Source organism: Rhizobium sp. BK251 (assembly GCF_004345245.1).
Classification (GTDB): Bacteria; Pseudomonadota; Alphaproteobacteria; order Rhizobiales; family Rhizobiaceae; genus Rhizobium.
In genome coordinates this window covers 425,689-450,600 of sequence record NZ_SLUQ01000007.1, presented here as the reverse complement: position 1 = coordinate 450,600, position 24,912 = coordinate 425,689, and the positions used below count along the sequence as shown (strand labels likewise).

The following is a 24,912-nucleotide window of genomic DNA, read 5'->3' as shown; positions in this document are numbered from 1 at the left end:
AGCGGTTCTTGCGGCAGATACCTGGCCATCGAGCACGCAGATGTCGGTCTGCATCGATGTTCTGAAGCGCGCGCGAGCCAACGTCGGGCAGGCCCAGCCGGCGACGCACGGAGGGCGCCTTACAATGGGCTCGATCTCCTCTGGGAGTTGCTGGCACGAGCAACGCAACGCTTCGTTGTTGTCGAGCGAGCCGAAGAGGTTTACTTTGAGTTTGCCGTCGGGGAGCGACCTGGTTTACTTCGCGCCTGGGCAGAGGTGCGGCACTTTGGGAGGTCCCGCGCTCTTCCGGTCTCATGGTGCGCCTCCAAATCGATCGACACCCCGCCAAGATCTTCGAGTATTGCAGTGGGAGGCAAACTCATGGTCAAGACGATGAAGGCCGCTGTCGTTCGACAGTTCCGTACACCTTTGGCAATCGAAGAAATGGCAATGCCCTCGCCGCGGCCGGGGCAGATACTCGTCAAATATGAAGCGACGGGAGTGTGTCATACCGATCTGCACGCGGCCAATGGCGATTGGCCCGTGAAACCGGTTCCACCGTTCATTCCGGGGCACGAGGGCGTTGGGTATGTTTCTGCCGTAGGAGCCGGAGTGAAGCGAGTGAAGGAGGGCGACCGTGTTGGCGTGCCCTGGCTTCACAGTTCCTGCGGCTACTGCCCGCACTGCCGGACCGGTTGGGAAACGCTCTGTGCGTCGCAGTCAAACACTGGATACTCGGTCAATGGCACGTTCGCCGAGTATGGGCTTGCGGACCCCGATTTCGTTGGCAACTTGCCGGATGGCCTGGAGTTCGGCCCCGCTGCGCCCGTCCTCTGCGCTGGGGTGACTGTCTACAAGGGATTGAAGGAGACGGAAGTACGTCCTGGCGAATGGGTCGCCATCTCGGGCGTCGGTGGCTTAGGCCACATGGCCGTTCAGTATGCCAAGGCGATGGGCATGCACGTCGTCGCCACCGACATCTTCGAAGAAAAGCTGGCGTTGGCGAAGAAGCTGGGGGCTGACGTGACAATAAATTGCAAGGCCGGAGAGGCCGTCGAGCAGGTACGGAAGGCAACCAGCGGTGGCGTTCATGGCGCCCTCGTAACCGCCGTCTCCCCTGCGGCCATGGAGCAGGCCTTCGGCTTCCTCAGGTCGCGCGGTACGATGGCGCTCGTCGGCCTGCCTCCAGGGGTGATCTCGCTGCCTGTGTTCGACACAGTCCTGAAGCGCATAACTGTGCGGGGATCGATCGTCGGCACTCGACAGGACCTGGAGGAATCGCTGCAGTTCGCGGCGGAAGGCAAGGTAGCGCCCCATTTCTCATGGGAGAGCCTCGAGAACATCAACGACATTTTCCAGCGTATGGAAGCGGGAAAGATCGACGGCCGAATTGTGTTGCGGATGCAGCAGCGAGCGGACGCACCTCAACCGCATCTGCCCGAACGGGACGACCTGTTGGTGTCGCCATGAGCAAGGGCCCGATCTCTGATCGGCGAATTGTTCTCTCCAGACGAGATCTGCTAGTCGCGGGAACTGCGGCCGCTGCGCTTGCAGGCTACAGTCATATCTCGAGGGCGGCGACCTCCGAAAACGCCCTCGCGATCGACGAGGTGAAAGACGGCGAGGACGTCTTTGCATATGTCGACAGGATCAAAGGCGGCTTCGACCTAACGGCCTACCAGCAGGTCATCGGCGCTTCGAATGACTTCAAGGAAGGAGATCAAACAATCGGAGTGGGTGCCGACAATGAAACAACGCGAAAGAATGCACGCACCCTCCTGGCAAATACGAGGCTCGAGGACATCTACAGCAGGCCGCTGTTTCAAGACGATCTGCAGCAACTGATCTGGCAGACCACGGATCAGGTCCAGTACCAAAAGGTCAAGCGCTGGACGATGGGCCAATTGAAGGAATTTCTTCTCGCCGAACCGGAGGACGAGATCAAGGGCGTCATGTACGGCCTGACTAGCGACACAATCGGCTGCGTTCCGAAACTGATGAGCAATGACGAGCTCGTCTCGGTAAGTCGCAAGATCTTCAACGTGCTGCCTGGCACCAAGCTGGGGGCGAAGGGGTACATGGGCGCACGTATCCAGCCCAATTCTCCAACAGACCATCCCGAGGACATCATCTGGCAGGTGTTCGATGCGTTCTCCTATGCCACCGGTGACATCGTCATCGGCACCAATCCGGTAGACAGCACGGTGGCGAGCGTCGCCGCGGTCGAGCAGGCGCTCAAGGACGTCGTCGATACGTTCGAGCTGCAGGAAGTGATCCCATGGTGCGTGCTGGCGCACGTCGACGTTCAGGCGGAGGTCGGCGACAGGTTCCCTAAAACGGTTTCCACGATGTTTCAGAGCCTTGCTGGAACCGACGATTGCAACAAGATCTTCGACATAACGAATGATAAAATCCTCAAGTATGCGCATGCCAAGAAGGGGGAAAGGCACGGCCTCTACTTCGAAACCGGGCAAGGCTCTGAATTCACCAACGGAGTGGCGAACGGCGTCGACATGATGGTCCTCGAGTCGCGAAAGTACGGCTTCAGCAGGGCGGTAGGATTCGTATTGGAGAAGGTGCAGCCACAGGGCGCCTGGCTGCACGTCAACGATGTTGCGGGTTTCATCGGGCCGGAGGTCTTCAAGACGCGTGACCAATTGGTGAGATGCTGTCTCGAAGACCTGGTGATGGGCAAGCTTCATGGGCTTACCATCGGGCTCGATATCTGCACGACCCTCCACATGACGGTCAGCCTTGATGACCTGGACTGGTGTCAGGATCAGATCATGCCGGCCAACCCGGCTTATCTGATCGCGCTGCCCACCAAGAACGACCCGATGCTGAGCTATCTCACCACCTCGTTTCAGGATCACGTCCGGCTGCGCAACAAGTTCGGCTACCGGGTCAACGACGCGATGTGGGACTTCTACAAACGACTTGGCATCGTGGATGAAAGCGACGGCTACACCTCAAACTATGGCGATCCTCTTTGGGTGTATTTCCAGTATCGTTTGGCCAAGGGGGACAAAAGAACGCGCGAAGAGGTCTACGCGGAAGGCCGGCAGAAGATGCGGGAAATCGAAGAGCGAGGCGTCGACATTGCCACGGGGCACGGACCGAACAAATGGGATATCAATCAGACGCTCGCAGCCAAGGTCAACGGCTTGTATGAGGACGCAAAGGAGTCTCTGTGGGCGGTACTCACGCCGGAGTTCATTGCCGCGGTGCCCGATGTCGTGCCGGTGCGTACCCTGTCCAAGGACCGCAACGACTACATCGCACACCCCGTCACCGGTGAGATGTTGAGCGTGGACTCAATAGGGGACGTCGAAAGAATAAGGGACTCCTGGGGGGAGGATATCCCTCAGGGCCAGATCGTCATCTCCGACGGGCTGAACGCGAAGGCCATCATGGACGATGGGCATCTCGCCCCGTATCTCGAGGAGATGCGTAGGCTGCTCGCCGAGGCGGGCGTCTCAATGAGCGACAAGAACATCCTGGTTACCAGTGGAAGGGTGCGAGCAGGCTACAGGATCGGCGAAGTGCTTTTTGCAAAGGCGAATCCCAATAGCTTCAGGGGCATTCTCCATGTCATTGGCGAACGGCCCGGAACCATGCACCACGCCTACTCCGTATACATCACTGTCGCCAAAGGAAAACGTTGGTCCGAGAAGGACATCGACCATGACATCACAAGGCTCGTAAGCAATGTCGCAGACACTGCCCTGCCCCCGAAGGAAGCCGCCAGAGAGACCCTGACCATCATCAGGGAAGTCGTCGGTCGGGATGTGAGTGGCAGTCGTCGTTATGGGTAGCAAGACGCCCACACAGATCCACCGGGTCGCGCAATCAGCCAGTTGGTCACACGGGACGCGCGATTGATCGCTGGGCCCAACGAATACGGTTCTCATGCGATGGTTCTGCCTAACGGAAGAGTTCAACTGCCTGGCGGCGCGATGTCCTCCCGAAGAGCACTGAAGGGTTAGCCTATAGTGACCTAGGGCTGCACCGCGTCCATGAACGCGGCCGCGTGGGCGTCGGCCATCGCACGCTGAAGATCATCGATGGCGGACGATGCTGAAGGCTCGCCCTGAAGTTCGGGCGCGATTTTCCAGCCTGGATCGATACCCTGCATATTCGGCAGTTCATGCGCGATACCCTTGTGGCAGTCGATGCAGGTCGCCTTGCCCGCAAGCAGGTAGCGCGTGTGGATCTCAGCGGCGCGGGTCGTCTGCTTCGACAGGTCCATGGCGACCGACGAGTGGCAGTTGCGGCACTCCAGGCTATCGTTCGCCTTCAGACGCGCCCATTCGTGCTGAGCCAGTTCCAGCCTGTGATCGAGGAATTTCGGCCGCGTGTTGATCGTTCCGAAGATCTTGCCCCAAACTTCCTTCGAGGCCTGCATCTTGCGAGCAATCTTATTCGTCCAGGCGTGCGGCACATGACAATCCGGGCACGTTGCCCGCACGCCGGAGCGATTGCTGAAATGGATCGTGCGCGTAAGTTCCTGGTAGACGTTGTCGCGCATCTCGTGACAGGAGGTGCAGAACTTCTCCGTGTTGGTCAATTCGAGCGCAGTGTTGAAAGCGCCCCAGAACATGACGCCGCCCACAAAGCCTCCGAGCGTCAGAAAAGCCAGGCTCAGCGTGGCTGCTGGTGTCGACAGCACTTTCCAGACCCAGCGAAGAACCCCCATGATCCAGGTCATCAGCTACTCGCTTCCGGCTTGCTTGACGCCCATGTCACTCATGTCGCGGAACTTGTTCGGCACGAGCGGAGGGACATCGGCCTGAGGCACATGGCAGGCAGTGCAGAAATAGCGCCGCGGCGAGACGTCGGCCAGCATCTGGCCATCACGGGTCATATAATGTGTCACGCTAATCATGGGCGCGCCTGAGCCCTGCGTAAACTCGCGCCTATGGCAGGAGAGGCAGCGATTGGTGTTTACGGAAAGCTGGTAGCCCTCGATAGAATGCGGAATGATCGGCGGTTGGTCCGGATAGTTTCGCATCCGGCGCATATCGTCGACCACCCATTTCGGTGTCGGCTTGGCCGGCTGGATGCTCATGGGCGGTTGCTGTCCGGTCAGTTGCGGCACCGTCGTCACTTGCACGACCTGGCCAACAGCGGCGGTTGCGACGAACAACAGAGCCACTGCTGCAGCCAGTTGCCATCGGCGGGATGGGGTCATGCGACCGGTATGATCTTGACCGCGCATTTTTTGAAATCCGTCTGTTTCGAGATGGGATCGGTGGCATCCAGAGTCACTTTGTTGATGAGTTTGCTGGCATCGAACCACGGCACGAAGATTACGCCGGGTGGCATTCGATTGCGTCCACGAGTCTCGATGCGGGACCTGATCTCGCCCCGCCGAGAGACCAGGCGAACTTCGCCTCCCTGGTTGATGCCGCGCTTGCGGGCGTCGTCGGCATTCATGAAGCAGACCGCACCCGGAAAAGCCTTGAAAAGCTCCGGCACGCGCAGGGTCATGGATCCCGAGTGCCAGTGCTCTAGCACGCGCCCGGTGACCAGCCAGATATCATATTCCTCGTCCGGCGATTCCGCCGGGGGCTCGTAAGGCACAGCGAGGATGACGGCGCGCCCATCGGGACGCCCATAGAACCGGACGCCTTCCCCGGGTTTGACGAAAGGATCGAATCCTTCGCGGTATCGCCACAGGGTCTCCTGTCCGTTGACCACCGGCCAGCGCAATCCGCGCTCTTGGTGATAGCGGTCAAACGGCGCGAGGTCGTGACCGTGACCGCGGCCGAAGCTCGCATACTCCTCGAACAGGCCTTTCTGGATGTAGAAGCCAAAGGCCTTTGCTTCGTTGTTGTCGTAGTCCGCGCTGGTTTCGCTGAGGGGATAGCGATCGACTTCGCCGTTGTGGAACAGTACGTCGTAGAGGGTTTTTCCCTTGAACTCGGGATTGGCAGCCAGGGTGTCGGCGGGCCAAACCTCGTCCGTTGTGAACCGCTTGGAAAATTCGACCAGTTGCCAGAGATCCGATCGCGCTTCACCGGGCGCCTGGACCAACTGGCGCCACATCTGCGTACGCCGCTCGGCATTGCCGTACGCGCCTTCCTTCTCCACCCACATGGCGGCCGGCAGGATCAGGTCGGCGCTCATGGCGGTAATGGTGGGATAGGCGTCGGACACGACGACGAAGTTGTCCGGATTTCTGTAGCCGGGATAGGTTTCGTTGCTGGTGTTCGGCGCCGCCTGGACGTTGTTGTTGACCTGTACCCAATAGAAATTCAGCTTGCCATCATGCAGCATCCGGTCCTGCTGTACCGCGTGATAGCCGGGTTTATCCGGAATGACGCTTTCTGGAACGTGCCAGATCTCGGCGGCCCGTTTGCGGTGTTCAGGGTTGGTAACGGTCATATCCGCGGGAAGACGATGGGCGAAGGTGCCGACCTCGCGTGCCGTGCCGCATGCTGAGGGCTGACCGGTGAGTGAGAATGGGCTGTTGCCGGGCTCAGATATCTTTCCGGTGAGCAGGTGGATGTTGTAGACCATCTGGTTCGCCCACACGCCGCGGACATGCTGGTTGAAGCCCATGGTCCAAAGCGACATGACCTTGCGCTTCGGATCGGCATAGAGTTCGGCAAGCTCAAGCAGGAACCCCTTGTCGACGCCGCTGAGTTCGGCCGTCTTTTCCAGCGTATAATCGGCTACGAAGGCCTTGAAGGTTTCGAAGTCGATTGGATCCATTTTCGTCGGATCAGCCGCGTTTGCCGCCTTCGTTTCCAGTGGATTGTCTGGTCTCAGGCCATAACCGATATCGGTGACGCCGCGCATGAAAACCGTGTGATTCTTCACGAAGTCCTCGTTGACGCGGTTGGTCTCGATGATGTGGTTGGCGATGAAGTTCAGGATCGCCAGATCCGTTCCCGGCGTGAAAATGATCGGGATGTCGGCCAGATCCATGCTTCGATGGGTGAAGGTCGAAAGGACCGCCACTTTGACATGCTCGCTACCCAGGCGCCGATCGGCGAGACGGGTCCAAAGGATGGGGTGCATCTCGGCCATGTTCGACCCCCAGAGCACGAACGCGTCGGCATGTTCGAAATCGTCGTAGACGCCCATCGGTTCGTCCATGCCGAAGGTGCGCATGAAGGCATAGGCCGCGGAGGCCATGCAATGGCGGGCATTTGGATCCAGATTGTTGGAACGGAACCCGGCACGCATCAGCTTGGTCGCAGCATAGCCTTCGAAAATCGTCCATTGCCCGGATCCAAACATGCCGATCGCCGTCGGCCCTTTCTCCTTCAGTACCCGGCGGCACTGTTCGGCCATCACATCGAAGGCCTCCTCCCAGGTGACGGGTGTAAACTCTCCATCCTTGCTGTAGGCGCCGTCCTTCTTGCGCAGGAGCGGCGTCGTCAGGCGGTCGGCTCCGTACATGATTTTCGATAGGAAGTACCCCTTGATGCAGTTGAGGCCGCGGTTGACCTCGGCCTGCATGTCGCCATGGGTCGCAACGACCTGGCCCTCCTTCACGCCGACCATGACGCCGCAGCCCGTACCGCAGAACCGGCAGGGCGCTTTCGACCATTTGATCTCGAGCGCGCTGACACCGCCGGGTACCGGCTGTGCGGAAGCCGGGAGGGAAATGCCCGCCGTTGCCGCAGCGACGGCCGCCGCATGGGCCTTCAGGAGATCACGCCGCGTCAGTTCGACAGTCATCGCTACAGGTTCCTTCTGTCAGGACGTGTTCGAAAACCATGTTTGCCGTGACGACGCCCGAAAGTTGCGAAATGCGCTGCAGGCAGGCGCCGAGCTCCCCCGTGCTCGCCCCCTCGATGACGACGACAATCTTGCCCCGTTCATGCGCATGGACCTCGACATTCGGCTCGGTCTTGAGCACCGCGAGAACGCTCGCTTCGTCAGAAGCTCGCGTGACAATGACAGCGCTCGATATGTGATGACGAACCTCAGCCATAGCCCACCTCCAGCGTCCGCAGATCACCAAGGTGGATCGCCGTCGTCGGACAAGACGAGAGACAGGCTCCGCAACCCGTGCAAAGGTTGTCGTCGATCGCGGGCATAAAGGGTCCGCCACGGCGCGGCACAAAGCGGATCGCCTCGCTCGGACATCGATCACGGCATGCCTGGCAGTCAATGCCGGATCTTGCCAGACAAGTCGCCGTTATGAATGCGACGTGGCCTGATCCCTCATCCTGCAGGCGCCCCTTCAGGAGACTTCGCCTAGTCACCAAAGCACTCGATAGAGTCATGATCGCCTCAATGGATTGCGGGCGGAGGTCCCGGAGGGCCAAAAACGATCTGAAGCATCCAAACGAGAAAGCCGTAGCCACCAACCACGCCGATGGCGACGATGGGCCATATACCGAAAGCAAGCACAAGGAAGGTGACGATCTCGCTTCGCCGTCGCGAGCGAAAGTCGGCATCCGAGAGTTCACTTGCGAGCGATTTGGACATGACGCGCGTCCCTCACGCGTGGCCATGCCTCATCTTAGCATCATAGAGCCACTGGAGAAAGTCGCCGGACCTGTATTCGCCCTCGGCTCCGGAAGAGACCATCACACGTAACGACACAGTAGTGGAAGCGCTGCGGCTTCTAGCTGTCGGCGTAGCCCGCTATCGCGTGGCGGCTCGCCGGCAGGTCCGCAATTGGCGAAAAGTAGCCGTGGCCGTATGGCGGCTTTCGGCCCATCTTCGTGGCCACGGGCGGGGGTAAGAACCTCTCTGCGAACGGACCCCGACGGCCGGATCCCGTCTCGCAAATCGAAAAGCGGATGTCCCACGGCGGGAATCGACTTCCTATTTTTCGCGTAGACGTCGGCGATACCCCGCAAGGCTCGTGGCCCGCCTAGGGTGATCAACAGGCTAACTTCGGTTCTCCGAGCGGTTTGTTTTGCGCCACTCTTCGTACTCTCCGCGGGCATCGTCATGCAGCGGATAGTAGCGTTGCAACGACCCGCCCCCCATGAGCTTCATTCGCGAGAACTCCTCCCAATCGTGATGCTTTTGCGACTCTTCGATTACCTTCGGGGCCATTGCGACTGGAAGCACCACCACCCCGTCGTCATCGGCGACAATGATGTCGCCGGGGATTACCGTGACACCGCCGCAGGCAATAGGAACGTTGACGGCATTGGGATAGATGCTGGTTTGCACATGGTAGTTGGGCGTCCAGCCGCGCAGCCATAGGGGAAGATCCAGCTTCTCGACATTGGGCCGGTCACGCATGCACCCGTCTATCACGATGCCAGCGCCGCCTCTGCCTTTGAAATACGTCGACATCATATCGCCGAAGACGCCCGAGCTCATGTCGCCCCGCGCATCGACAACGACCACATCGCCCTCTTGCGCGTGATAGAGCACATGCCGGTGCAACTGCGTCTCCGGATCGGCATATTCTCCCTCGTTGAAGAGGTCCGGCCGCTGCGGCATGAACTGGAGCGTCAGCGCCGGCCCGACGATCGACTTCCCGCGGTTCTGCGGCACGGGACCGACCATATGCGGATTGCGGAAGCCCATGTGGCCAAGCGTGCCGGCAACCGTCGCGGCGCCGATTTCTTTCAGTGCGTCGATCAGGTCTTTGGGCGGTCGCGTAATGTCGGCAGTATGCGTCATTTTAGACTCCGGTGGGTGAAACTACCAGTTCGTGACAGAACCATCTCGGCGCTTCAGATGAGGCGCCTCCCAGAAACGAAAGCTCTCCGCCTTGACCGCCTCTTCGTTGACCTCGACGCCGAGCCCCGGCAGATCGCCGACCGGATAGTCGGGGCCGTCGAGACGCGGTTGAACGGGGAAGAAGTCGGAATTGTCGAAGCCCAGCCTTGTTTCGGGCGCTCTGGTCTCGAGCCAGGCGAAATTCGGCACTGCGGCGGCGAGATGGATGGTCGCGGCCGTGCAGACTGGGCCAATGATCTTAAGCTTCGTAGTCATCCACGCCCTCGTTCCACAGCCATCCGCTCCGTCTCAGTTGGCCCTGAGGGCCATTTCTGTTTCGCCGTCGAACAGGTGCATCCGCTCCTGGTCGAACTCGAGCCAAATCTGCTCGTCGGGCGCGACGGGAATCGTCGGCGGCACGCTGACGTTGACGATGGCGCCGGACAGGAACGCCTGTACGAAGGTGACGTCTCCGGTCGGCTCCACAGTGTAGGCCTTGGCAGGAACACTTCCTGGCACCGCACTCTTGTGCAGCCTGATCGTCGAGTGGCGTGCACCGAGCACGACCTTCCTGGTGGTTGCCCTCGCGACCTTCTGGGCGTTGTGTGGCGAGAGCTCGAGGCGCCAGCCCTCCGCGCTGGTCAGCACAGTGTTGCCGCCTGCCGTTGATACCTCCAGCGGAACAAGGCTCATCGCCGGGCTGCCGACGAAGCTGGCGACGAACATGTTCACCGGATGTGCAAAGACCTGCGCCGGTGAATCGTATTGCTGCAGGTAGCCGCCGTTCATCACCGCCATTCTGTCGGCCATGGTCACGGCTTCGAGCTGGTCGTGCGTCACATAGATGATCGTCGCCTTGAGGTCCTGGTGGAAACGCTTGATCTCCGACCGCATCTGCACGCGCAGCTTCGCGTCGAGATTGGAGAGTGGTTCATCCATCAGAAATACCGCCGGATCGCGAACGAGGGCGCGGCCCAGCGCCACGCGCTGCTGTTGGCCGCCCGAAAGTTCGCGCGGCTTGCGCTCGAGCAGCTGCGTCATATCAAGCACTCGAGCTGCTTCCTTGACCTTCTTGTCGATCTCGTCGCTTGGCAGCCTGCGCATCTGCAGCGGGAACGCCAAATTTTTATAGACCGATTTCTGCGGATAGAGCGCGTAGTTCTGGAACACCATCGCGATGTCCCGGTCCTTGGGGTCGAGGTCGTTGACCACCCGGTCGCCGATGACGATGTCGCCCGATGTGATAGGGGTCAGGCCCGCCACAAGATTGAGCGTGGTTGTCTTGCCGCAGCCTGAAGGGCCGACGAGCGCAACGAATTCGCCGTCATTGACCGTCAGCGAAACATTGTTGACAGCTTTGAAGCTGCCATAGGTCTTGACGAGATCTTTAAGGACGACGTGCGCCACCGGCGACTCCCTAGTGCTTGACTGCGCCTTCTGTAAGGGCGCGTACGAAGTATCGTTGCAGGACGAGGAACAGGACCACGACGGGAACGCTCATCATGAAGCTGGCCGCCATCAGGCCCGGAAAGTCCGTCGTATTTTCCGAGAAGAAGCGCTGGACGCCGACCGGCAGTGTCAACTGGTCGTTCTTGGAGAGGAAGGTGTAGGCATAGATGTACTCGTTCCACGCGCCGATGAAGGAATAGATCGCCGTGGCGATGATGCCCGGCGTCGAGAGCGGCATCACGATCAGGAGAAAGGCCTGGAATCGCGTCGCCCCGTCGATCCGCGCCGCTTGCTCGAGTTGCACCGGGATGTTGTCGTAGAAACCTTTGAGGAGCCAGATTGCCAGCGGCAGGCCGAAAGTGAGGTAGGTGAGGACGAGCGACCCATGCGTGTTCACCAGCCCGATCGCGCGCATCAGGATGAAGAGCGGTACGAGAAAGATCACTGCCGGGAACATGTTGCGAAGCAAGACGGCGAAGAACAGAAAGTTTCGGCCCGGGAAGGTAAAGCGCGAAAACGCGTAGGCCGCGGGAACTGCAACTATCACCGACACGATGGTCGTGGCGGTGGAGACGAAAAGGCTGTTCCAGAAGAAACGGAGGAAGTCCTGACCGACGCTGTTTTGCGGATCGAGGAGATTCTTGTAGCTGGCAAGGGTCGGTTGGTCAGGCCACCATTGCGGCGGCAATTGCATCGCCGCGAAGCCGGACTTGATCGAGGTGAGCAGCATCCACATCATCGGCAATGCGGTGTAGAGCAGCATGAACACAAGGAAGATGCGTCCGCCCCACCGCCATCCATCGATGCGCGTGCGGCGACGCGCCTGGCCTCGAGAAGCAGTCTCGGCAATCGTGCTCATGCACTCCCATCCTTCCGCTCGTTGCCGCTTAGCGCACGGACGTAGAAGTAGCCCAGCGACATCAGGATCAGGAACAGCAGCACCGAATAGGCCGATGCCACCCCCCAGCGCTGGCGGCCGAAGGCGAGCTCATAAATATGGGTGATCCAAATATGCGATGCGTTCGAGGGCCCGCCGCCGGTCATGATCCAGGGGATGATGAAAGAATTGAAGTTGGCCACGGCCAGCAGGAGGATCGTCACCGTCGAGACGTTTCTCAAGTGTGGGAAGGTGACGTGCCAGAACCGCTGCCATGCGTTGGCTCCGTCGACTTTTGCGGCGCGCAGCAACTGATCGGGGACTGTTTGCAGGCCAGCCATCATCATGATCATGGCGAACGGAAACTCCCGCCAGATATTGACGACGATCAGGGCGGGCAGCACGGTGCTCACGCTGTCGATGAAATTCGGCGGCCGGTCGGCCAATCCGAGGCCGACCAGCACCGCGCCGATGATCCCGAAGTCCGAATGGTAGATCCACTTCCAGATATAGGACGCGGCGACCGCGCTGATGACCCAGGGAATGATCAGGATGGCGCGCAGCAGGCCACGGCCGACAAAGTCACGATGGAGCGCCAGCGCGCAGGCAAACCCCAGGACAAAAGCGATGGAAGTGGATCCCAGCGTCCAGATAAGAGTGTTCGAGGTAACCTTCCAGAAGACCGGGCTTGTGAGGATGGCGGTGTAGTTGTCGAGGCCGACGAAAATCTTGTCCCGGAGCTGCAGGCCAGGCGGCGTATTAAAGAACGAGAGCTCAATCGTGTAGTAGATCGGATAGGCTATGACGATGAGCATCACGGCGATCGAAGGGAGCACGTACGCGTAGTCAGCGCGATGCTCCCAAACCTTTCGCAGCACGCCGGACCTTTCGGGCTGCAGTCTTTGGCGAGTCTCTGCCTTGCCGATCAAGATCGTCACTGTGGAGTACCCTTATTCTTCGGAGCAAACCGGCCGCAGTCTCAGCGCGGCCGGTCAGATCGTGGTCAGGCTCGGACTAGAGTCCGCCGTCCATCAGGGTTTCCACCTTCTTGGCCGCATCGTCCGCTGCCTGGTCGACGGTCATGGCTCCGGTCAGCGCATTCTGCAGCATGTCCGGGACGATGATGTTCATGATCTCGGGAGACTGCGGCAGCGCCGGGAACGGGATGCCGTATGGCAGCATCGAAGTCGTCACATCAAGGAACTTGATGTTCTCCAGACGTTCCTTCATCCATTTGGTCTTGAAGCCGTTAAGGTTTCCCGGGTTTGAGCCGGCGTACGCCATCTTCAGCGACCATTCGGGGCTAGTCCACATGCAGATGATAGCCTTCGCAGCCGGCTCGTCTACCTTGCCGCCCTCGACATACTCGGGCTTCAGGATGTGAATGTTCGAGCCGCCAAACACGACGGCACGCTTGCCGTCGGGGCCAGTCGGAATCAGACCGTAGCGCATGTTGTCGATGACGGTCTGCGCCTTGTCCTTGTCGGTGCCCGTCGCCTTCTTCTGCAGGTCGAGCATGACGTTGTAGTCGGACGGGTGCGAGACCATCATGCCAAGCTGGCCAGCGAGGAAGAGGGGCTGGTTATCTGCCTGCTGGTTGGTGAGTGCCGAAACCGGAACCGACTTGTCGCGAACATACATATCGTACGAGGCTTGCAGCGCCGCCTTGCTTTGCGCGCTGTTGAGCTCGACCTGCTTATAGGTCGGGCTCGCGGTGGCTTCGTCGAAGACGCCGCCGCCATAGGCCCACAGCTGTGGCATGAAGCGGTACGGCGTATTGCCGGCATTCTTGCGCGCCACGAGGCCGTAACCGGCAATGCCGAGCTTGTCGTGGATCTGCTTGGAATATTTGACGACGTCGTCCCAGGTTGCCGGAGCCTTGTCCGGATCGAGGCCTGCACGCTTGAAGACGTCGGCATTCCAGATGAACGCCATCGTCTCATTATTGGTTGGGATGCCGTAGGTCACCCCCTCCCAGGTCACGGCTTTCATTGCGCCGGGCCAGAAGTCCTCGGCCGAATACCCTACATCCTCGGGTTTGAGCGGCTGCAGATAGCCCTTTGAGGCGAACTCGGTGCCGCCCAGGATTTGCAGGCGGACCGCCATTGGCGCCGCATTGCCAAGGAGCGCTGTGCGGAACTTGTCCAACAGGTCATTATAGGTGAGGGCTTGTTCCTCAAGCTGGATGTTTGGATAGGTTTTGCGGAAGTTCTCGAAGAACTCCTTGTAATATTGGCGCAGAAGGTCGGGGTCGCCCTCGAAGACGCCCTGATACCAGAAAGTCAGTCGCCCCTTATAGTCGAGCGGGGTGACCTTGGAGCAATCGCCCGCCGTGTCAAAATCCTGTGTGCCGGCTATGGAGCGCACATATTCCGGCGACCACTTGCTCAAGTCGATCTGCGCACCCAGCGCAGACGCGGACATCAGCGATACCATCAAAGCAGTGGAGACAGTGCCGCGCAGAACGGCACGGCCGAACGAAGTCCTCGTCATAGGTATCCTCCAGGTTTTCTCCCATGCCGCTCTGCGTTGAAGCGAGCGGTCTTTGCTCCCCGGCCACGGAACTTTCCACCCAATGTATTCCTTCGGCCTCATCATACGTTTCCAGATCATAGATTGTCTGTCAATCAGAGAAATCGTACATTGTTTGCAGAAGATTCACGTGATATCCGAGGAATGTGTGTATTGATTGGGGACAGCCTTGGCCGAAACAAGCGACTTTAAAGCGCAGCCACCCGAAGGGATCGACGCTATCGGGGCCTCCAGCGAGGGCGCCTCGCTTTATCAACTGATCAGGGAAGACATCATCGAAGGGCGGCTCGCTGCCAACGAGCGGCTTGTGGTCACCGATCTCGCCCGGCGCCACGGCACCTCGACCAACCCCGTGCGCGAGGCCCTGCAACTGTTGCGCGGGGAAGGCTTTGTCACGTTGGTTCCCAACCGCGGAGCGCGCGTCCGGCCCATAGATCAGGATTTTGTTCGGGACATCTACGAGATAGGAGTCCTGATCGAGCCGGCACTGACGCGATGGTTCGTGAATATGGCCACCGTCGAGGACATTGCTGAACTCGAACGCATCCAGGGCCTGATTGAAGAGAACGATTTCGCCGACACGTTCAGGCACAGCGAGCTGGACACCGCCTTTCATACCGTGATGTACCAGAAGCACTATAACCGCCATGCCGCTGAGCTTTGGTGGAAGCATCGCGAAGTGCTGCGAGCAGTGAGCCGGCGTTTCGACTTCACGCTCGCCCGGCGTGCCGCGATCCTCAGCGAGCACCGCGAGCTCATCGCGCATGTAAAAGCGGGAAATGCGAACGATGCAGCCGAACTCATCGCGCGCCATGTCGAGGGCTCCGGCCGGCACATCCTTGAACACATGCGTGCGCGTAACGCCGCTCGGGCAGGATAGAATACATAGTCTGCAATATTGTTTTCCAACCACTTCAGTAAGGGCAGTTGAGATGAAAATCACCAGCGTGCGGCCGTGGCTAATCAAGTCCGATGCTTCTTATTGGGGAGAGTTTCTGTTCGTTGAAGTGACCACCGACGAGGGGGTGAGCGGCTGGGGAGAGATCACCACCACGACAAGGCTCGCCAATCGCGCCCTCTGCACGATCCTGCGGCAGATCGGTGCCGCTGTTACAGGCGAGGACCCCGCGCGTATCGAGTATCTGTGGCACAAGATATTCCGCAGCTTCACCTACATGGGCAGTCGCGGTGCCGCAGTCGAATGCGTGAGCGCCATCGACATAGCCCTCTGGGACATCAGAGGCAAAGTCCTTGGCAAGCCGGTTTACGAGCTGTTGGGCGGACCGGTGCGCGATGAAATCGCGCTCTACACCCATCCCAACCAGGCCAAGTTTACCAGCAAGGAGGCTGTGATCCGGGAAATTCGAGACATCGTCGAGTCCGGCCACACTGCGCTCAAGTTCGATCCTTTCCCTCACCAGGGCCGCACCGCCGATGGACAGGCTCGCGAACAGCGGGACGGCTACCTCGATGGCAGCATGACCCGCAAGGATGAGCGCGAAGCCGCCGAACTCACTGCTCTGATCCGCGAAACGGCGGGCTCTGATGTCGACATCCTCATCGATGCGCATGGCCGCTTCGACGTCCCCACCGCCATTCGCCTTTGCCGGAGCCTCGAGGAAGCCGGTCAGATCGACTGGTTCGAGGAGCCCTGTCCGCCCGAGAGCCTCAACGCGCTCAAGCAGGTCCGCGAGAAGGTCAGTGCCCCTATCTCCTGGGGCGAGCGCGGCCACACGAAGTGGGATTTCGTGCCGGTTCTCGAAAACAAGCTCGCCGACTACATCATGCCTGATGTCACCTGGACCGGCGGCATTACCGAACTCAAGAAGATTTCTGCCCTATGCGAAGCCTACTACATCCCGGTCTCGCCGCATGACGCCGCAGGGCCGATCAACGTGGTTGCGGGAGCGCAGGTGATGATGACCGTTCCCAACTTCTACAAACTCGAGACGTCCGAGTGGAACCTGGGCAAATACGATCACCTCATCGACAAGCCGCTCGATGTTTCGAACGGCAGCCTCAAGCTTACGACGAAGCCTGGTCTCGGCGTTGAAATGAACCGCGACTACCTTCAAAGCCACGAGATAGAGCTCGACTAGCTAGCAACGCTCTACGCCACCCCAGCGACGTCTCCCACCGACCAAAGCGAGGATAAATCATGCCAGAGGCAGATGGAGCCGACGAGGCACTCAATCGGGTGAACATGCATTCCAGACCGTCGGATCTTCGCATCACCGACATGCGGGTCGCCGAAATTGCCGGTGCGCCGTTCACCTCGGCGCTGCTCAAGATTTACACCAACCAGGGCATCGTCGGGCTTGGCGAGGTGCGCGACGGCGCCAGCGCCACCTACGCGTTGATGCTGAAGAGCCGGCTGCTTGGCGAAAATCCTTGCGACATCGACCGTCTGTTCCGCCGCATCAAGCAGTTCGGCGGGCACGGCCGGCAAGGCGGTGGCGTATCGGCGGTCGAGATCGCATTGTGGGATCTTGCCGGCAAGGCCTATGGCGTCCCAGTCTACCAGATGCTCGGCGGCCGGTTTCGGGAGAAGGTGCGCGTCTACTGCGACACTGACGCCACCGTGCCGAGCGGCACCGAGACCGGCAAGCGCCTCAAGCAGCGCATGGATCTCGGCTTTACCTTCCTCAAGATGGATTTGGGGCTGATGCAGATCGCGGATGTGCCCGGTGCGGTCGTATTTCCTGCCGGCTCACTGGAAGGATACCGCGAGGGGCCCCGCCGCGGGCCGCTGAAGACCGTTGCAGAGCGGCGTCTCCGCAACGCTGCCTACGATCTGCACAATGTCCAGCACCCGTTTACCGGCCTGCACTTTTCCGAGAAGGGCCTCGACCTGCTTGAGCAATACATCGCAGAGGTTCGTGAGGTCATCGGCATGGATGTGCCGCTTGCGATCGACCATATCGGCCATATCTCCATGCAGAACGGCATTCGCCTTGCCAGGCGAATTGAAAAATACGTGCCAGCCTGGCTCGAGGATGTGATCCCCTGGCAGTATACCGAGCAGTACCAACGGCTGCAGGATGCCACTACAGTGCCGATCTGCACCGGCGAGGACATATACCTCAAGGAGGGCTTTGAGCCTTTGCTGAAGAGTGGCGGTGTCTCCGTCATTCACCCGGACCTGCTCACCAGCGGGGGCATACTAGAGACCAAGAAGATCGGCGATATGGCACAGGACCATGGTGTCGCCATGGCCATCCACATGGCAGAAAGTCCCATCGCCGCAATGGCCGCCGCACATGTCGCGACGGCGACCGAAAACTTCATGGCGCTCGAATATCACTCTGCGGATGTCGACTGGTGGGACGATATCGTCACCGGCCTTCCCAAACCGCTCGTCAAGGACGGCTTCATCACTGTTCCGGACAAACCGGGCCTGGGGATCGACGACGTCGTCGACGAGGTGATCTCGCAGCATCTGCAGCCGGGTGTTACCGGCATCTGGCAACCGACCGACCGCTGGGACGACGAGTATTCCTGGGATCGAACCTGGAGTTGAGGCGAAAAGGACCGAAGATGAAGATCACCGACCTCCGTTGTGCCGTTATCGGCAAACACCCGATCGTTCGCATCGTAACCGACGAGGGCCTGTATGGTTTGGGCGAAGTCGAGTTCACCAAGTCCTACCTCAAGCCCTGGGTGCTGCATTTCCGCGACGCGCTTGTCGGCGAAGACCCGACCGACGTCGAGAGAGTAATGCTGAAGATCCGCCAGCGCGGTTCTTTCAAGCCGTACGGCGCGGCGGTGAGCGCTATCGAGCATGCGCTGTGGGATATTGCCGGCAAGGCTGCGGGCGTGCCCGTCTACAAGTTGCTCGGCGGCAAGGTGCGCGACAAGGTGCGCGTCTACAACGGCTCGATCCGCCAGAAACGCACGGGCGACCGGCCGGAGGATTACGCCGCCGACGTCAAATGGATGATGGAGCAGCCGCAGAACTTCTTCATGGTGAAGCAAGGAATCTCGTTCCACTCCAACATGAAGGACACCATCGAGGGCTTCCACTACGGTGTGACGCAGACGAAGGCCGGCTATCACGGTGCCATGGATCAGGGCGTGATCAGCGAGCGCGGGTTCAATCACATGCTCGACTGCGTGATCGCGATGAAGGAAGTGCTGGGCGACAAAGTCAGCCTGGCGCTCGACTGCGGTCCCGGCTGGATGCTGCCGGATGCGATCAGGTTCGCTCGCGCCGTAGAGAAGTACAATTTGATGTGGCTTGAGGACATGCTGACGGGCGACTATGTGCCGTGGGTCAATCCGCAGGCCTATCGGGAACTGACCACCTCCACCTCGACGCCAATCCATACCGGCGAGCAGATCTACCTGCGGCACAATTTCAAGGAACTGATCGAAACCCAGGCGGTGCGCGTCATCGGCCCCGATCCAGCCGATATTGGCGGCATTGCCGAGCTCAAATGGGTCGCCGAGCACGCCTACATGCACTCGATCCTGATGGCACCGCACGGGACGGCCAACGGCCTGCTGGGCCTCGGCGCGTTGATCAATGTCTGCGCCACCTTGCCTGCAAATTACATCGCGTTCGAATATCCGAGTGCCTCTGACCCCTGGTGGGAGGATCTGGTAATCGGCTTGCCGCCGCAGATCGTGAGGGACAGCATGGTAGACCTGCTGGAAGCGCCGGGACTGGGCCTCGACATCGACGCCGAAGCGGCCAGGAAATATCTCAGGGAAGAGGATGCGGACTTCTTCGACTGAACCTCTCTCCACCTGCAGGACGTGAATCGTCCACGCAAATTACTGTCCGGAATGACACGCTTCGGGTCATGCATCATACAAGCGAGAGTCTCCTGCTTGTCGCAAGTCGTCAATCGCGGGCGCGCCCCACTACACTCACTAGCATGCTTTTCGCAATTTATGAGAGCGACTGGGAATACCCGATTGCTGAGGAGCGCGGAGCGGAAGGCAGACGCGCTCTGAACGCTAGCGAGAACTATATGTAGAGTTTGCGCCACGGCCGTGGAGTACTTGGCGTTGGATTTCTGAGGCAGCGGACAGTAACCAAGCCGGTTATGCCAAGCGAACCCCAGCCGACACGACGAATTACGCAATCGGTTACGACCTAGTGGCACCTTGCATTGCTGAGCGATATCGAAGCAGGGCAGCGGAAACTTGATTTAAGGAAATTTTGGTGCCCCCGGCAGGGTTCGAACCCGCGACCCCCTGATTACAAATCAGGTGAACATTCGTTTCATAGCGCTTCGCCGCTTTTCAACAGGATTCGCGCAAACCCTTGCTTTATAGGCCTTGCAGGGCGACTGAAAGCTGGTGCAAGTTACATTATGTTGCACTGCCTTTAGCCGACATTTGTTACCCCAGCGTTACCCCGAGGATATGGCGTGGCGAAAGCCCTTACTGCAAAGACCCTTGAGAACATGAAGCCCACCGGCAACCGGCGGGAAATCCCGGATGGCGGTCTACCCGGTCTCTATTTCGTTGTTCAGCCGTCAGGCGCCATGAGCTGGGCTGTACGATACCGAGCCGAGGGCAAGCCGAAGAAGTTCACGATTGGAGCCTACCCTGCCTTCGAGCTCGCCGAAGCTCGACAAGCGGCAAGCAAAGCCCTTCGTTTGATATCCGAGGGAGGCGACCCCGCCGCGGACAAGGCCTTGCGAAAGAAGGCGAAGGACGACGGCAGTTCATTGACTGAAAACGTGCTCGACGACTTTGCCAGACGCCACATCGACAAGAAATGCCGGCCGAATACGGCCAAGGAATACAAACGCCAGATTGAAACCGAGATAAAGCCGAAGTGGAAAGGCCGCGATATTCGCAGCATCACCCGGCGCAATGTCTCCAGCCTCATCGATGCCATCGCCGATCGGGCGCCGACCCTCGCAAACCGGGTATTGGCACTACTTCGGAAGTTCTTCGCCTGGTGCGAGGAACGCGACATTGTTGACCTGTCACCGCTGACCAAGCGCATCACCCCCCCGCGCCGGAGACGAGCCGGGAACGAGTCCTGTCCGACGATGAAATCCGGCTGCTCTGGAAAGCCTGCGACGAGGTCGGCTGGCCCTTTGGCCCGATGACGAAGCTACTATTGCTGACTGGCCAGCGCCGCAACGAGGTTGCGCATGCCGAGCGGAAAGAGTTCAACCTTGCCGGCAATGACCAGGAATGGGTCGTGCCGTCCACACGGGCCAAGAACAAGAAGGAACACTACGTCCCCCTCGCCGGCTTCGCTATTGAGGTCATCAATGGCATCCCTCGCGTGTCGAAGGACGGCGAGGTAAAGACCGACGCCAAGGAACGAGAGCTGTCTGGCTTACTGCTTACCACCAATGGCCAGACGCCCGTCAGTGGCTTTTCCAAGGGTAAGGCAGCAATCGACAAGGAAATGCTCAAGGTAGCCCGGAAGGAAGCACAGGAGCGCGGCGGCGAGGTCGAGGACGTTTCCCTAGATCCGTGGACGCTTCACGACTTGCGTCGAACAGCAGCAAGCGGCATGGCGCGCCTTGGGCACCCTGTGCACGTCGTGGAGGCGGCACTGAATCACCAGTCAGGCACCATCCGCGGCGTAGCCAAGACGTACAACCGGCATACCTACGCCGAAGAAAAGCGTGCGGCTCTAACAGAGTGGACGTATCTGGTTAAGCGCATCGTTGAGGTATCCAAGGAAGCCTCTTAGGCTCGCCAAAATCGTCACGGTGACGAATTTGGCGTCACTCTCCGTCACGTAACGTTACTGTAACGCGCATTACGCGTTACATGGCATTGCGGGCCTGGGTGCAAGTCGCCCGGTTGGCGACTTTCCCCGTCGGCGAGTTGGCGAACTTCTCAGATCTATGCTGCGTTCGGAAACGGAACATCTATTCTAAGCGGAGCGCCAAGTGCTCTGAACGCATCCTCAATGGCATCCAGCTTAGTTTGATGATCGAGCCGAAACAGACGGTCTATCTGTTCACGGTGAGGCCATCCTAAAGCTCGCTGCAGATCAGCTCTGGTCCATCCTTTTTCACGCATTATCATATAGATAGCAGACTTCAGATACACCATCATGGGGACTTCGATTAATTGACCATTGTCAGCATCCAGCAGCGGGTGCGGGATATCCTCACCGTCGGCAATCCGACCCGCGATAGCTTCCTCGATTGCGTTCCGTCCATTTAGGCGCGCCTCCTCCTGCGTCGCCCCGTACGTAACAAGCTCGGGGAAATCGTCGGACGTTACCAGCCACACATCGCCATCCGGCTGTATTGCCAGTTTGTACCACGCCATCTATCTATCCTCTCTTATTTTAGGCCGAGGTCTTTTTTGATCTTTGCGACCAGTTTTGGCCCAAGCTCTTTCGCGCCACCGTGCATAGGCAACTGCGATTTATTTTCACCGAGGTATACAGTAAGGTGACCACTACCTCCGCGGTGAGTTTCAAAGCGGCAACCTTGCTTGGCAAGGTATCGTTTCATCTCGCTTGCATTCATCTATATAAACTAGTCAACACAAGTGTGGAAGTCAACACAAGTGTTGAGTGCCCCCTATGCCATTGATTTATATGCATTTCAAAATGGATTTCACGCCTCTGAGCTTCTATAAGCTGGTGTATTACGTTCATATCAAGTTGATATCAACGAAACGTAACGTACCTCATCCTCGACCTAAAACGGGATATCGTCATCACTGAGCGGCTTAGTCTTCTCGACCACCCGCTTTGGCTGCGGCCATGCCGGCGGCTCTATCCTGGCTGCAGATAGTGCCTGCTGCATCGCCTCGCCGGCCGCAAAGTAATTGCTCTGCCGGCTCTCGTCGTGGATCCGGATAAATTCGTCGACGCGCGGCCACAACGTATCGACGTAGTAGTTGAGCGGATACTTGTAGTTCTCATCTGAATAGAAGAAGGGCCAGTGCTCACGCGCGAACACCAGGCGCCGTTCTTCGTCATAGGTTGGATACGTCTCGGGGACTGCCGCGATATTCAAAGCGCGCACCCCTTCGGATACATCCCATAGGTCGTGCCAGGTAATCGGATCCTCATACTCCCGAGGAATCGGGCTTTGAGACGCGGCCGACACTATAGCCCGCTCCACGACTGTCGTAATCGTCTGCCCCTTTAAGCGCGACAAATATTCCAGAATGAACCTTGTCTTTGGGTCGAGGCGGATCGAGAGCGTCTCGGTCTTTTTGTTCGGTTCGCGCGCCATGAGATTCCCCCGCTGTTGATATCCTCATAATTTCCTTGGGAGAACATGACAAGGGCTTTTCCATTACTTGAATGCTTATGTACGATCGTGTATTGATTAATCGACACAATGAGGTCGTCGACGAACACGAAAGAAAGGAGAACAAACTTTATGGGTGAAGGCGTAAAATATTTGACCGGGACGCAGGTCGCAGATCGGTATCACATCACGGATGTGACCTTATGGAGATGGCTAAAAGACGATGGGCTTTGCTTTCCGCAGCCCATGCGGATCAACAGGCGCCGGTTCTTCCGTGAGGATGAATTGGTTGAATGGGAGCGTACGCGCTCATCGGTGTCGGCATGACGGACACCACAAACGAAAGAAGCTGCCGCGGAAATGTCTTGGCGGACCCCACAGCAGCTTCTGAATCGAGAAAACCCAACGAGTGGGCAACTCCCCTTGCGTGCCACTCCAGAGACGAGGCCTCCGTATGACACCAGCAAAGCATGAACCATATACGCTGCGCGTTCAAGTCCTGAGCAACGGCCAACCACACGGCGACCCCATCACGGTTACCGGAAGGTTGGCATGGGCCTTGGAAAACCTCATCAAAGCCGGCTCGGATGGCTGCACGCCGGTCAGCCATCCCGCCATGCGTTGGGCAAGCTACGTTCACAAGTTACGCGGCGCTGGCTTTGCGATTGAGACCCAGCACGAATCGCACGGTGGTCCCTTCCCAGGAGCACACGCACGATATGTGGCCAGAACCGAGCTTCAGATCCTGCCCAACAAGCAGGTGCATGCATGATAGCGGCGCCGGTGAACACCTCTTCCCCCCCCCACATCGGGGGAACCTTCCACGCTCGTGTTGGAAGCCGCCGAATGGCTCGCTTCACAGCCCGAGGCCCCGAAAAACACAGTCAACGTCCTGCGCCAGCGCTTCAACCTATCGGCCCTCGGCGCCTGCAATGCGTGCCGGATTGCCACCGAGCTGCGCTCGAAGTCTGGAGGCCGCCATTGACGGAATATGTCACCCCGGACGGCGAAGTCCTCGAGATAGGAAGCAGGACGCCATACCAGATCGCGTGCAGCGAGCTCGTGGCCTTCAAAATGCGCACGATGGAAACGGTAGCCGCAGATCCGCGGCTGCGCGTCGCCAACTGTACAGAGGCGATGATTGCTTACCTGTCGTTCGTAGTCGTCGACAAGCGGACCCTCAAGCCTACCGCCGTATATGCGTCGTCCAACAAGCTCATGGCGCGCGGTAGGATGAAGTCCAAGACAACAGCGAAAGAGGCGCGGAAACTGCTGGTGAAGTGCGGCTATCTACGCAAGGCAGGTGAGACCAAGAGTGGCTGCACGAAGTACTTTGTCGAGAACCCGAATGTCGAGCGCGTCAAGCTTCATGTCCGGGATGCTGAAGAGCACTTCGCCGAGCTTGATGCAGCTCGAAAGCGAGAAGACAGGCGCAAGAAAAATGTCGCCGCAGTGAAAGGGGTAACAAACGACGACCCCCCTGAAATTGGGCGGGGGGTCGCGGATTGGTACGACGGGGGGCTAAACGGCGACCCCAAATACCATAGAGGAAACCTTAGAGGTTATATCTCTGAAGAGGGTGAGACCTTTCTAAGGGGGAACGACTACGCAACGATGAAGTCCGATGCTGATGATGAAGAGCCCTTTCCCATCCCCGAGACCGATGAAGAGGCCGAAAGCATGCTGGCCGACGTGATAGCCGGATGCGAACAGGGGATACAGCCCGCAATTCGGACAATGATGCTCGGCTGGATCAAGAAGGGCACCATGACGCGCGCCCGTGCGCGGCGGATGCTTGTCTCGGCGGAAGAGGAGAACGCAGCATGAGCGATACCTGCCGCATAATCGTGTTCCCTCTGGCAAAACGCGTCGGAAAAATTCGTCGGTTCGCCGCTGTGTTCTCCGAAATGAACCCGCGCGCCGCGGTCGGCTACTGGAACAAGAACCTCAACCATATGATCGAGCGGATGCAGACCCTGGGGATGACAGGGGCCGAAATCGATCGTCAGATCGTGGCCTTTATGTCCGCGGTACAGCGCGCCATCGATGAGAATGGAAAGGGCGCGGCATGACAGCGGTCAATCGCAACGGCCAATGGTTTGTCAGCCACGACGGGCTAGATATCGCCGGCCCCTTCCCCGATAGTTCGGCAGCGTGGCGCTGGATCGATCGACAATCCGGTGACCCGGTGAGCCCTGCCGAGAAGCGGGCGGAATTCGGGTTTTCCCAATA

The 24,912-nt window shown here is 59.1% G+C and carries 24 protein-coding genes and 4 pseudogenes; 13 read left to right on the top strand and 15 right to left on the bottom strand.

What is annotated here, in order from left to right; all coding sequences use genetic code 11:
- Positions 1 to 360 precede the first annotated feature (360 nt).
- Both adhP and eutB read left to right on the top strand, forming a co-directional pair.
- Positions 361 to 1,386, top strand: a pseudogene (gene adhP, locus EV286_RS20225) (alcohol dehydrogenase AdhP); the annotation flags it as partial.
- A 59-nt stretch (positions 1,387 to 1,445) separates the two neighbouring features.
- On the top strand, positions 1,446 to 3,794 hold the full coding sequence (eutB, locus tag EV286_RS20220; RefSeq protein WP_132958948.1) for an ethanolamine ammonia-lyase subunit EutB: 2,349 nt from the start codon (positions 1,446 to 1,448) through the stop codon (positions 3,792 to 3,794).
- Positions 3,795 to 3,976: 182 nt separating this feature from the next.
- On the opposite strand, the gene EV286_RS20215 is transcribed toward eutB, so the two are convergent.
- The 12 genes and pseudogenes from EV286_RS20215 to EV286_RS20160 all read right to left on the bottom strand — a co-directional run bounded on the left by EV286_RS20215 (position 3,977) and on the right by EV286_RS20160 (position 14,443).
- A complete protein-coding gene (locus EV286_RS20215; protein ID WP_132958947.1) occupies positions 3,977 to 4,687 on the bottom strand; it encodes a cytochrome c3 family protein in 711 nt (236 codons plus the stop codon).
- Between the two features lie 3 nt (positions 4,688 to 4,690).
- Positions 4,691 to 5,197 (bottom strand): nitrate reductase cytochrome c-type subunit, encoded by a 507-nt coding sequence (locus EV286_RS20210; protein WP_132958946.1) that lies wholly within the window; start codon positions 5,195 to 5,197, stop codon positions 4,691 to 4,693.
- Positions 5,167 to 7,671: a periplasmic nitrate reductase subunit alpha gene (gene napA, locus EV286_RS20205; RefSeq protein ID WP_132958945.1), complete on the bottom strand. Its 2,505-nt coding sequence runs from the start codon at positions 7,669 to 7,671 to the stop codon at positions 5,167 to 5,169. Before napA ends, EV286_RS20210 begins: the two co-directional genes overlap by 31 nt.
- Positions 7,646 to 7,927 (bottom strand): chaperone NapD, encoded by a 282-nt coding sequence (locus tag EV286_RS20200; RefSeq protein ID WP_132958944.1) that lies wholly within the window; start codon positions 7,925 to 7,927, stop codon positions 7,646 to 7,648. The genes napA and EV286_RS20200 overlap by 26 nt, the downstream gene beginning before the upstream one ends.
- A pseudogene (locus EV286_RS20195) lies at positions 7,920 to 8,150 on the bottom strand (4Fe-4S binding protein); the annotation flags it as partial. The gene EV286_RS20200 and the pseudogene EV286_RS20195, both read right to left, overlap by 8 nt.
- A gap of 79 nt (positions 8,151 to 8,229) precedes the next feature.
- On the bottom strand, positions 8,230 to 8,427 hold the full coding sequence (napE, locus tag EV286_RS20190; protein ID WP_132958942.1) for a periplasmic nitrate reductase, NapE protein: 198 nt from the start codon (positions 8,425 to 8,427) through the stop codon (positions 8,230 to 8,232).
- A 408-nt stretch (positions 8,428 to 8,835) separates the two neighbouring features.
- Entirely contained in the window at positions 8,836 to 9,585 is a 750-nt protein-coding gene (locus EV286_RS20185) for a ribonuclease activity regulator RraA (protein WP_132958941.1), read from the bottom strand.
- A 21-nt stretch (positions 9,586 to 9,606) separates the two neighbouring features.
- A pseudogene (locus EV286_RS20180) lies at positions 9,607 to 9,879 on the bottom strand (enolase C-terminal domain-like protein); the annotation flags it as partial.
- 54 nt (positions 9,880 to 9,933) lie between these two features.
- Entirely contained in the window at positions 9,934 to 11,031 is a 1,098-nt protein-coding gene (locus tag EV286_RS20175) for an ABC transporter ATP-binding protein (protein ID WP_132958940.1), read from the bottom strand.
- A 10-nt stretch (positions 11,032 to 11,041) separates the two neighbouring features.
- Entirely contained in the window at positions 11,042 to 11,932 is an 891-nt protein-coding gene (locus EV286_RS20170) for a carbohydrate ABC transporter permease (protein ID WP_132958939.1), read from the bottom strand.
- Positions 11,929 to 12,888, bottom strand: coding sequence for a sugar ABC transporter permease (locus EV286_RS20165; protein WP_132958938.1), 960 nt, complete (start codon positions 12,886 to 12,888; stop codon positions 11,929 to 11,931). Before EV286_RS20165 ends, EV286_RS20170 begins: the two co-directional genes overlap by 4 nt.
- 76 nt (positions 12,889 to 12,964) lie before the next feature.
- A complete protein-coding gene (locus EV286_RS20160) occupies positions 12,965 to 14,443 on the bottom strand; it encodes a sugar ABC transporter substrate-binding protein (protein WP_132958937.1) in 1,479 nt (492 codons plus the stop codon).
- 208 nt (positions 14,444 to 14,651) lie between these two features.
- Between EV286_RS20160 and EV286_RS20155 the strand changes: the two genes are divergently transcribed.
- The 7 genes and pseudogenes from EV286_RS20155 to EV286_RS32875 all read left to right on the top strand — a co-directional run bounded on the left by EV286_RS20155 (position 14,652) and on the right by EV286_RS32875 (position 21,152).
- Complete coding sequence (locus tag EV286_RS20155; protein WP_132958936.1) at positions 14,652 to 15,362, top strand: GntR family transcriptional regulator; 711 nt, start codon at positions 14,652 to 14,654, stop codon at positions 15,360 to 15,362.
- Between the two features lie 52 nt (positions 15,363 to 15,414).
- Entirely contained in the window at positions 15,415 to 16,581 is a 1,167-nt protein-coding gene (locus EV286_RS20150) for a mandelate racemase/muconate lactonizing enzyme family protein (RefSeq protein WP_132958935.1), read from the top strand.
- Between the two features lie 59 nt (positions 16,582 to 16,640).
- Positions 16,641 to 18,002 (top strand): mandelate racemase/muconate lactonizing enzyme family protein, encoded by a 1,362-nt coding sequence (locus EV286_RS20145; protein WP_132958934.1) that lies wholly within the window; start codon positions 16,641 to 16,643, stop codon positions 18,000 to 18,002.
- Positions 18,003 to 18,019: 17 nt separating this feature from the next.
- The gene (locus tag EV286_RS20140; protein ID WP_132958933.1) at positions 18,020 to 19,219 is read left to right on the top strand and encodes a mandelate racemase/muconate lactonizing enzyme family protein; all 1,200 of its coding nucleotides are present in this window, start codon (positions 18,020 to 18,022) and stop codon (positions 19,217 to 19,219) included.
- A 677-nt stretch (positions 19,220 to 19,896) separates the two neighbouring features.
- Positions 19,897 to 20,070 (top strand): annotated as a pseudogene (locus EV286_RS32885) (Arm DNA-binding domain-containing protein); the annotation flags it as partial.
- Positions 20,071 to 20,130: 60 nt separating this feature from the next.
- The gene (locus EV286_RS32880) at positions 20,131 to 20,553 is read left to right on the top strand and encodes a site-specific integrase (RefSeq protein ID WP_348633576.1); all 423 of its coding nucleotides are present in this window, start codon (positions 20,131 to 20,133) and stop codon (positions 20,551 to 20,553) included.
- Positions 20,484 to 21,152, top strand: coding sequence for a site-specific integrase (locus tag EV286_RS32875; RefSeq protein WP_348633575.1), 669 nt, complete (start codon positions 20,484 to 20,486; stop codon positions 21,150 to 21,152). The genes EV286_RS32880 and EV286_RS32875 overlap by 70 nt, the downstream gene beginning before the upstream one ends.
- Before the next feature lie 155 nt (positions 21,153 to 21,307).
- On the opposite strand, the gene EV286_RS20125 is transcribed toward EV286_RS32875, so the two are convergent.
- The 3 genes from EV286_RS20125 to EV286_RS20115 all read right to left on the bottom strand — a co-directional run bounded on the left by EV286_RS20125 (position 21,308) and on the right by EV286_RS20115 (position 22,662).
- Positions 21,308 to 21,742, bottom strand: coding sequence for a type II toxin-antitoxin system HicB family antitoxin (locus EV286_RS20125; RefSeq protein WP_132958932.1), 435 nt, complete (start codon positions 21,740 to 21,742; stop codon positions 21,308 to 21,310).
- A gap of 14 nt (positions 21,743 to 21,756) precedes the next feature.
- Positions 21,757 to 21,930, bottom strand: coding sequence for a type II toxin-antitoxin system HicA family toxin (locus EV286_RS20120; protein WP_245500770.1), 174 nt, complete (start codon positions 21,928 to 21,930; stop codon positions 21,757 to 21,759).
- 189 nt (positions 21,931 to 22,119) lie between these two features.
- Positions 22,120 to 22,662 (bottom strand): hypothetical protein, encoded by a 543-nt coding sequence (locus EV286_RS20115; RefSeq protein ID WP_132958930.1) that lies wholly within the window; start codon positions 22,660 to 22,662, stop codon positions 22,120 to 22,122.
- Positions 22,663 to 22,770: 108 nt separating this feature from the next.
- Here EV286_RS20115 and EV286_RS20110 point away from each other — a divergent pair, with 108 nt between their 5' ends.
- The 4 genes from EV286_RS20110 (at position 22,771) to EV286_RS20095 (ending at position 24,752) form a co-directional block, all read left to right on the top strand.
- Positions 22,771 to 23,007: a helix-turn-helix domain-containing protein gene (locus tag EV286_RS20110; RefSeq protein WP_348633570.1), complete on the top strand. Its 237-nt coding sequence runs from the start codon at positions 22,771 to 22,773 to the stop codon at positions 23,005 to 23,007.
- A 127-nt stretch (positions 23,008 to 23,134) separates the two neighbouring features.
- Positions 23,135 to 23,452 (top strand): hypothetical protein, encoded by a 318-nt coding sequence (locus tag EV286_RS20105; protein ID WP_132958928.1) that lies wholly within the window; start codon positions 23,135 to 23,137, stop codon positions 23,450 to 23,452.
- A gap of 209 nt (positions 23,453 to 23,661) precedes the next feature.
- Complete coding sequence (locus EV286_RS20100) at positions 23,662 to 24,507, top strand: hypothetical protein (protein WP_132958927.1); 846 nt, start codon at positions 23,662 to 23,664, stop codon at positions 24,505 to 24,507.
- Positions 24,504 to 24,752, top strand: coding sequence for a DUF6074 family protein (locus tag EV286_RS20095; RefSeq protein ID WP_132958926.1), 249 nt, complete (start codon positions 24,504 to 24,506; stop codon positions 24,750 to 24,752). Before EV286_RS20100 ends, EV286_RS20095 begins: the two co-directional genes overlap by 4 nt.
- Positions 24,753 to 24,912 lie beyond the last annotated feature (160 nt).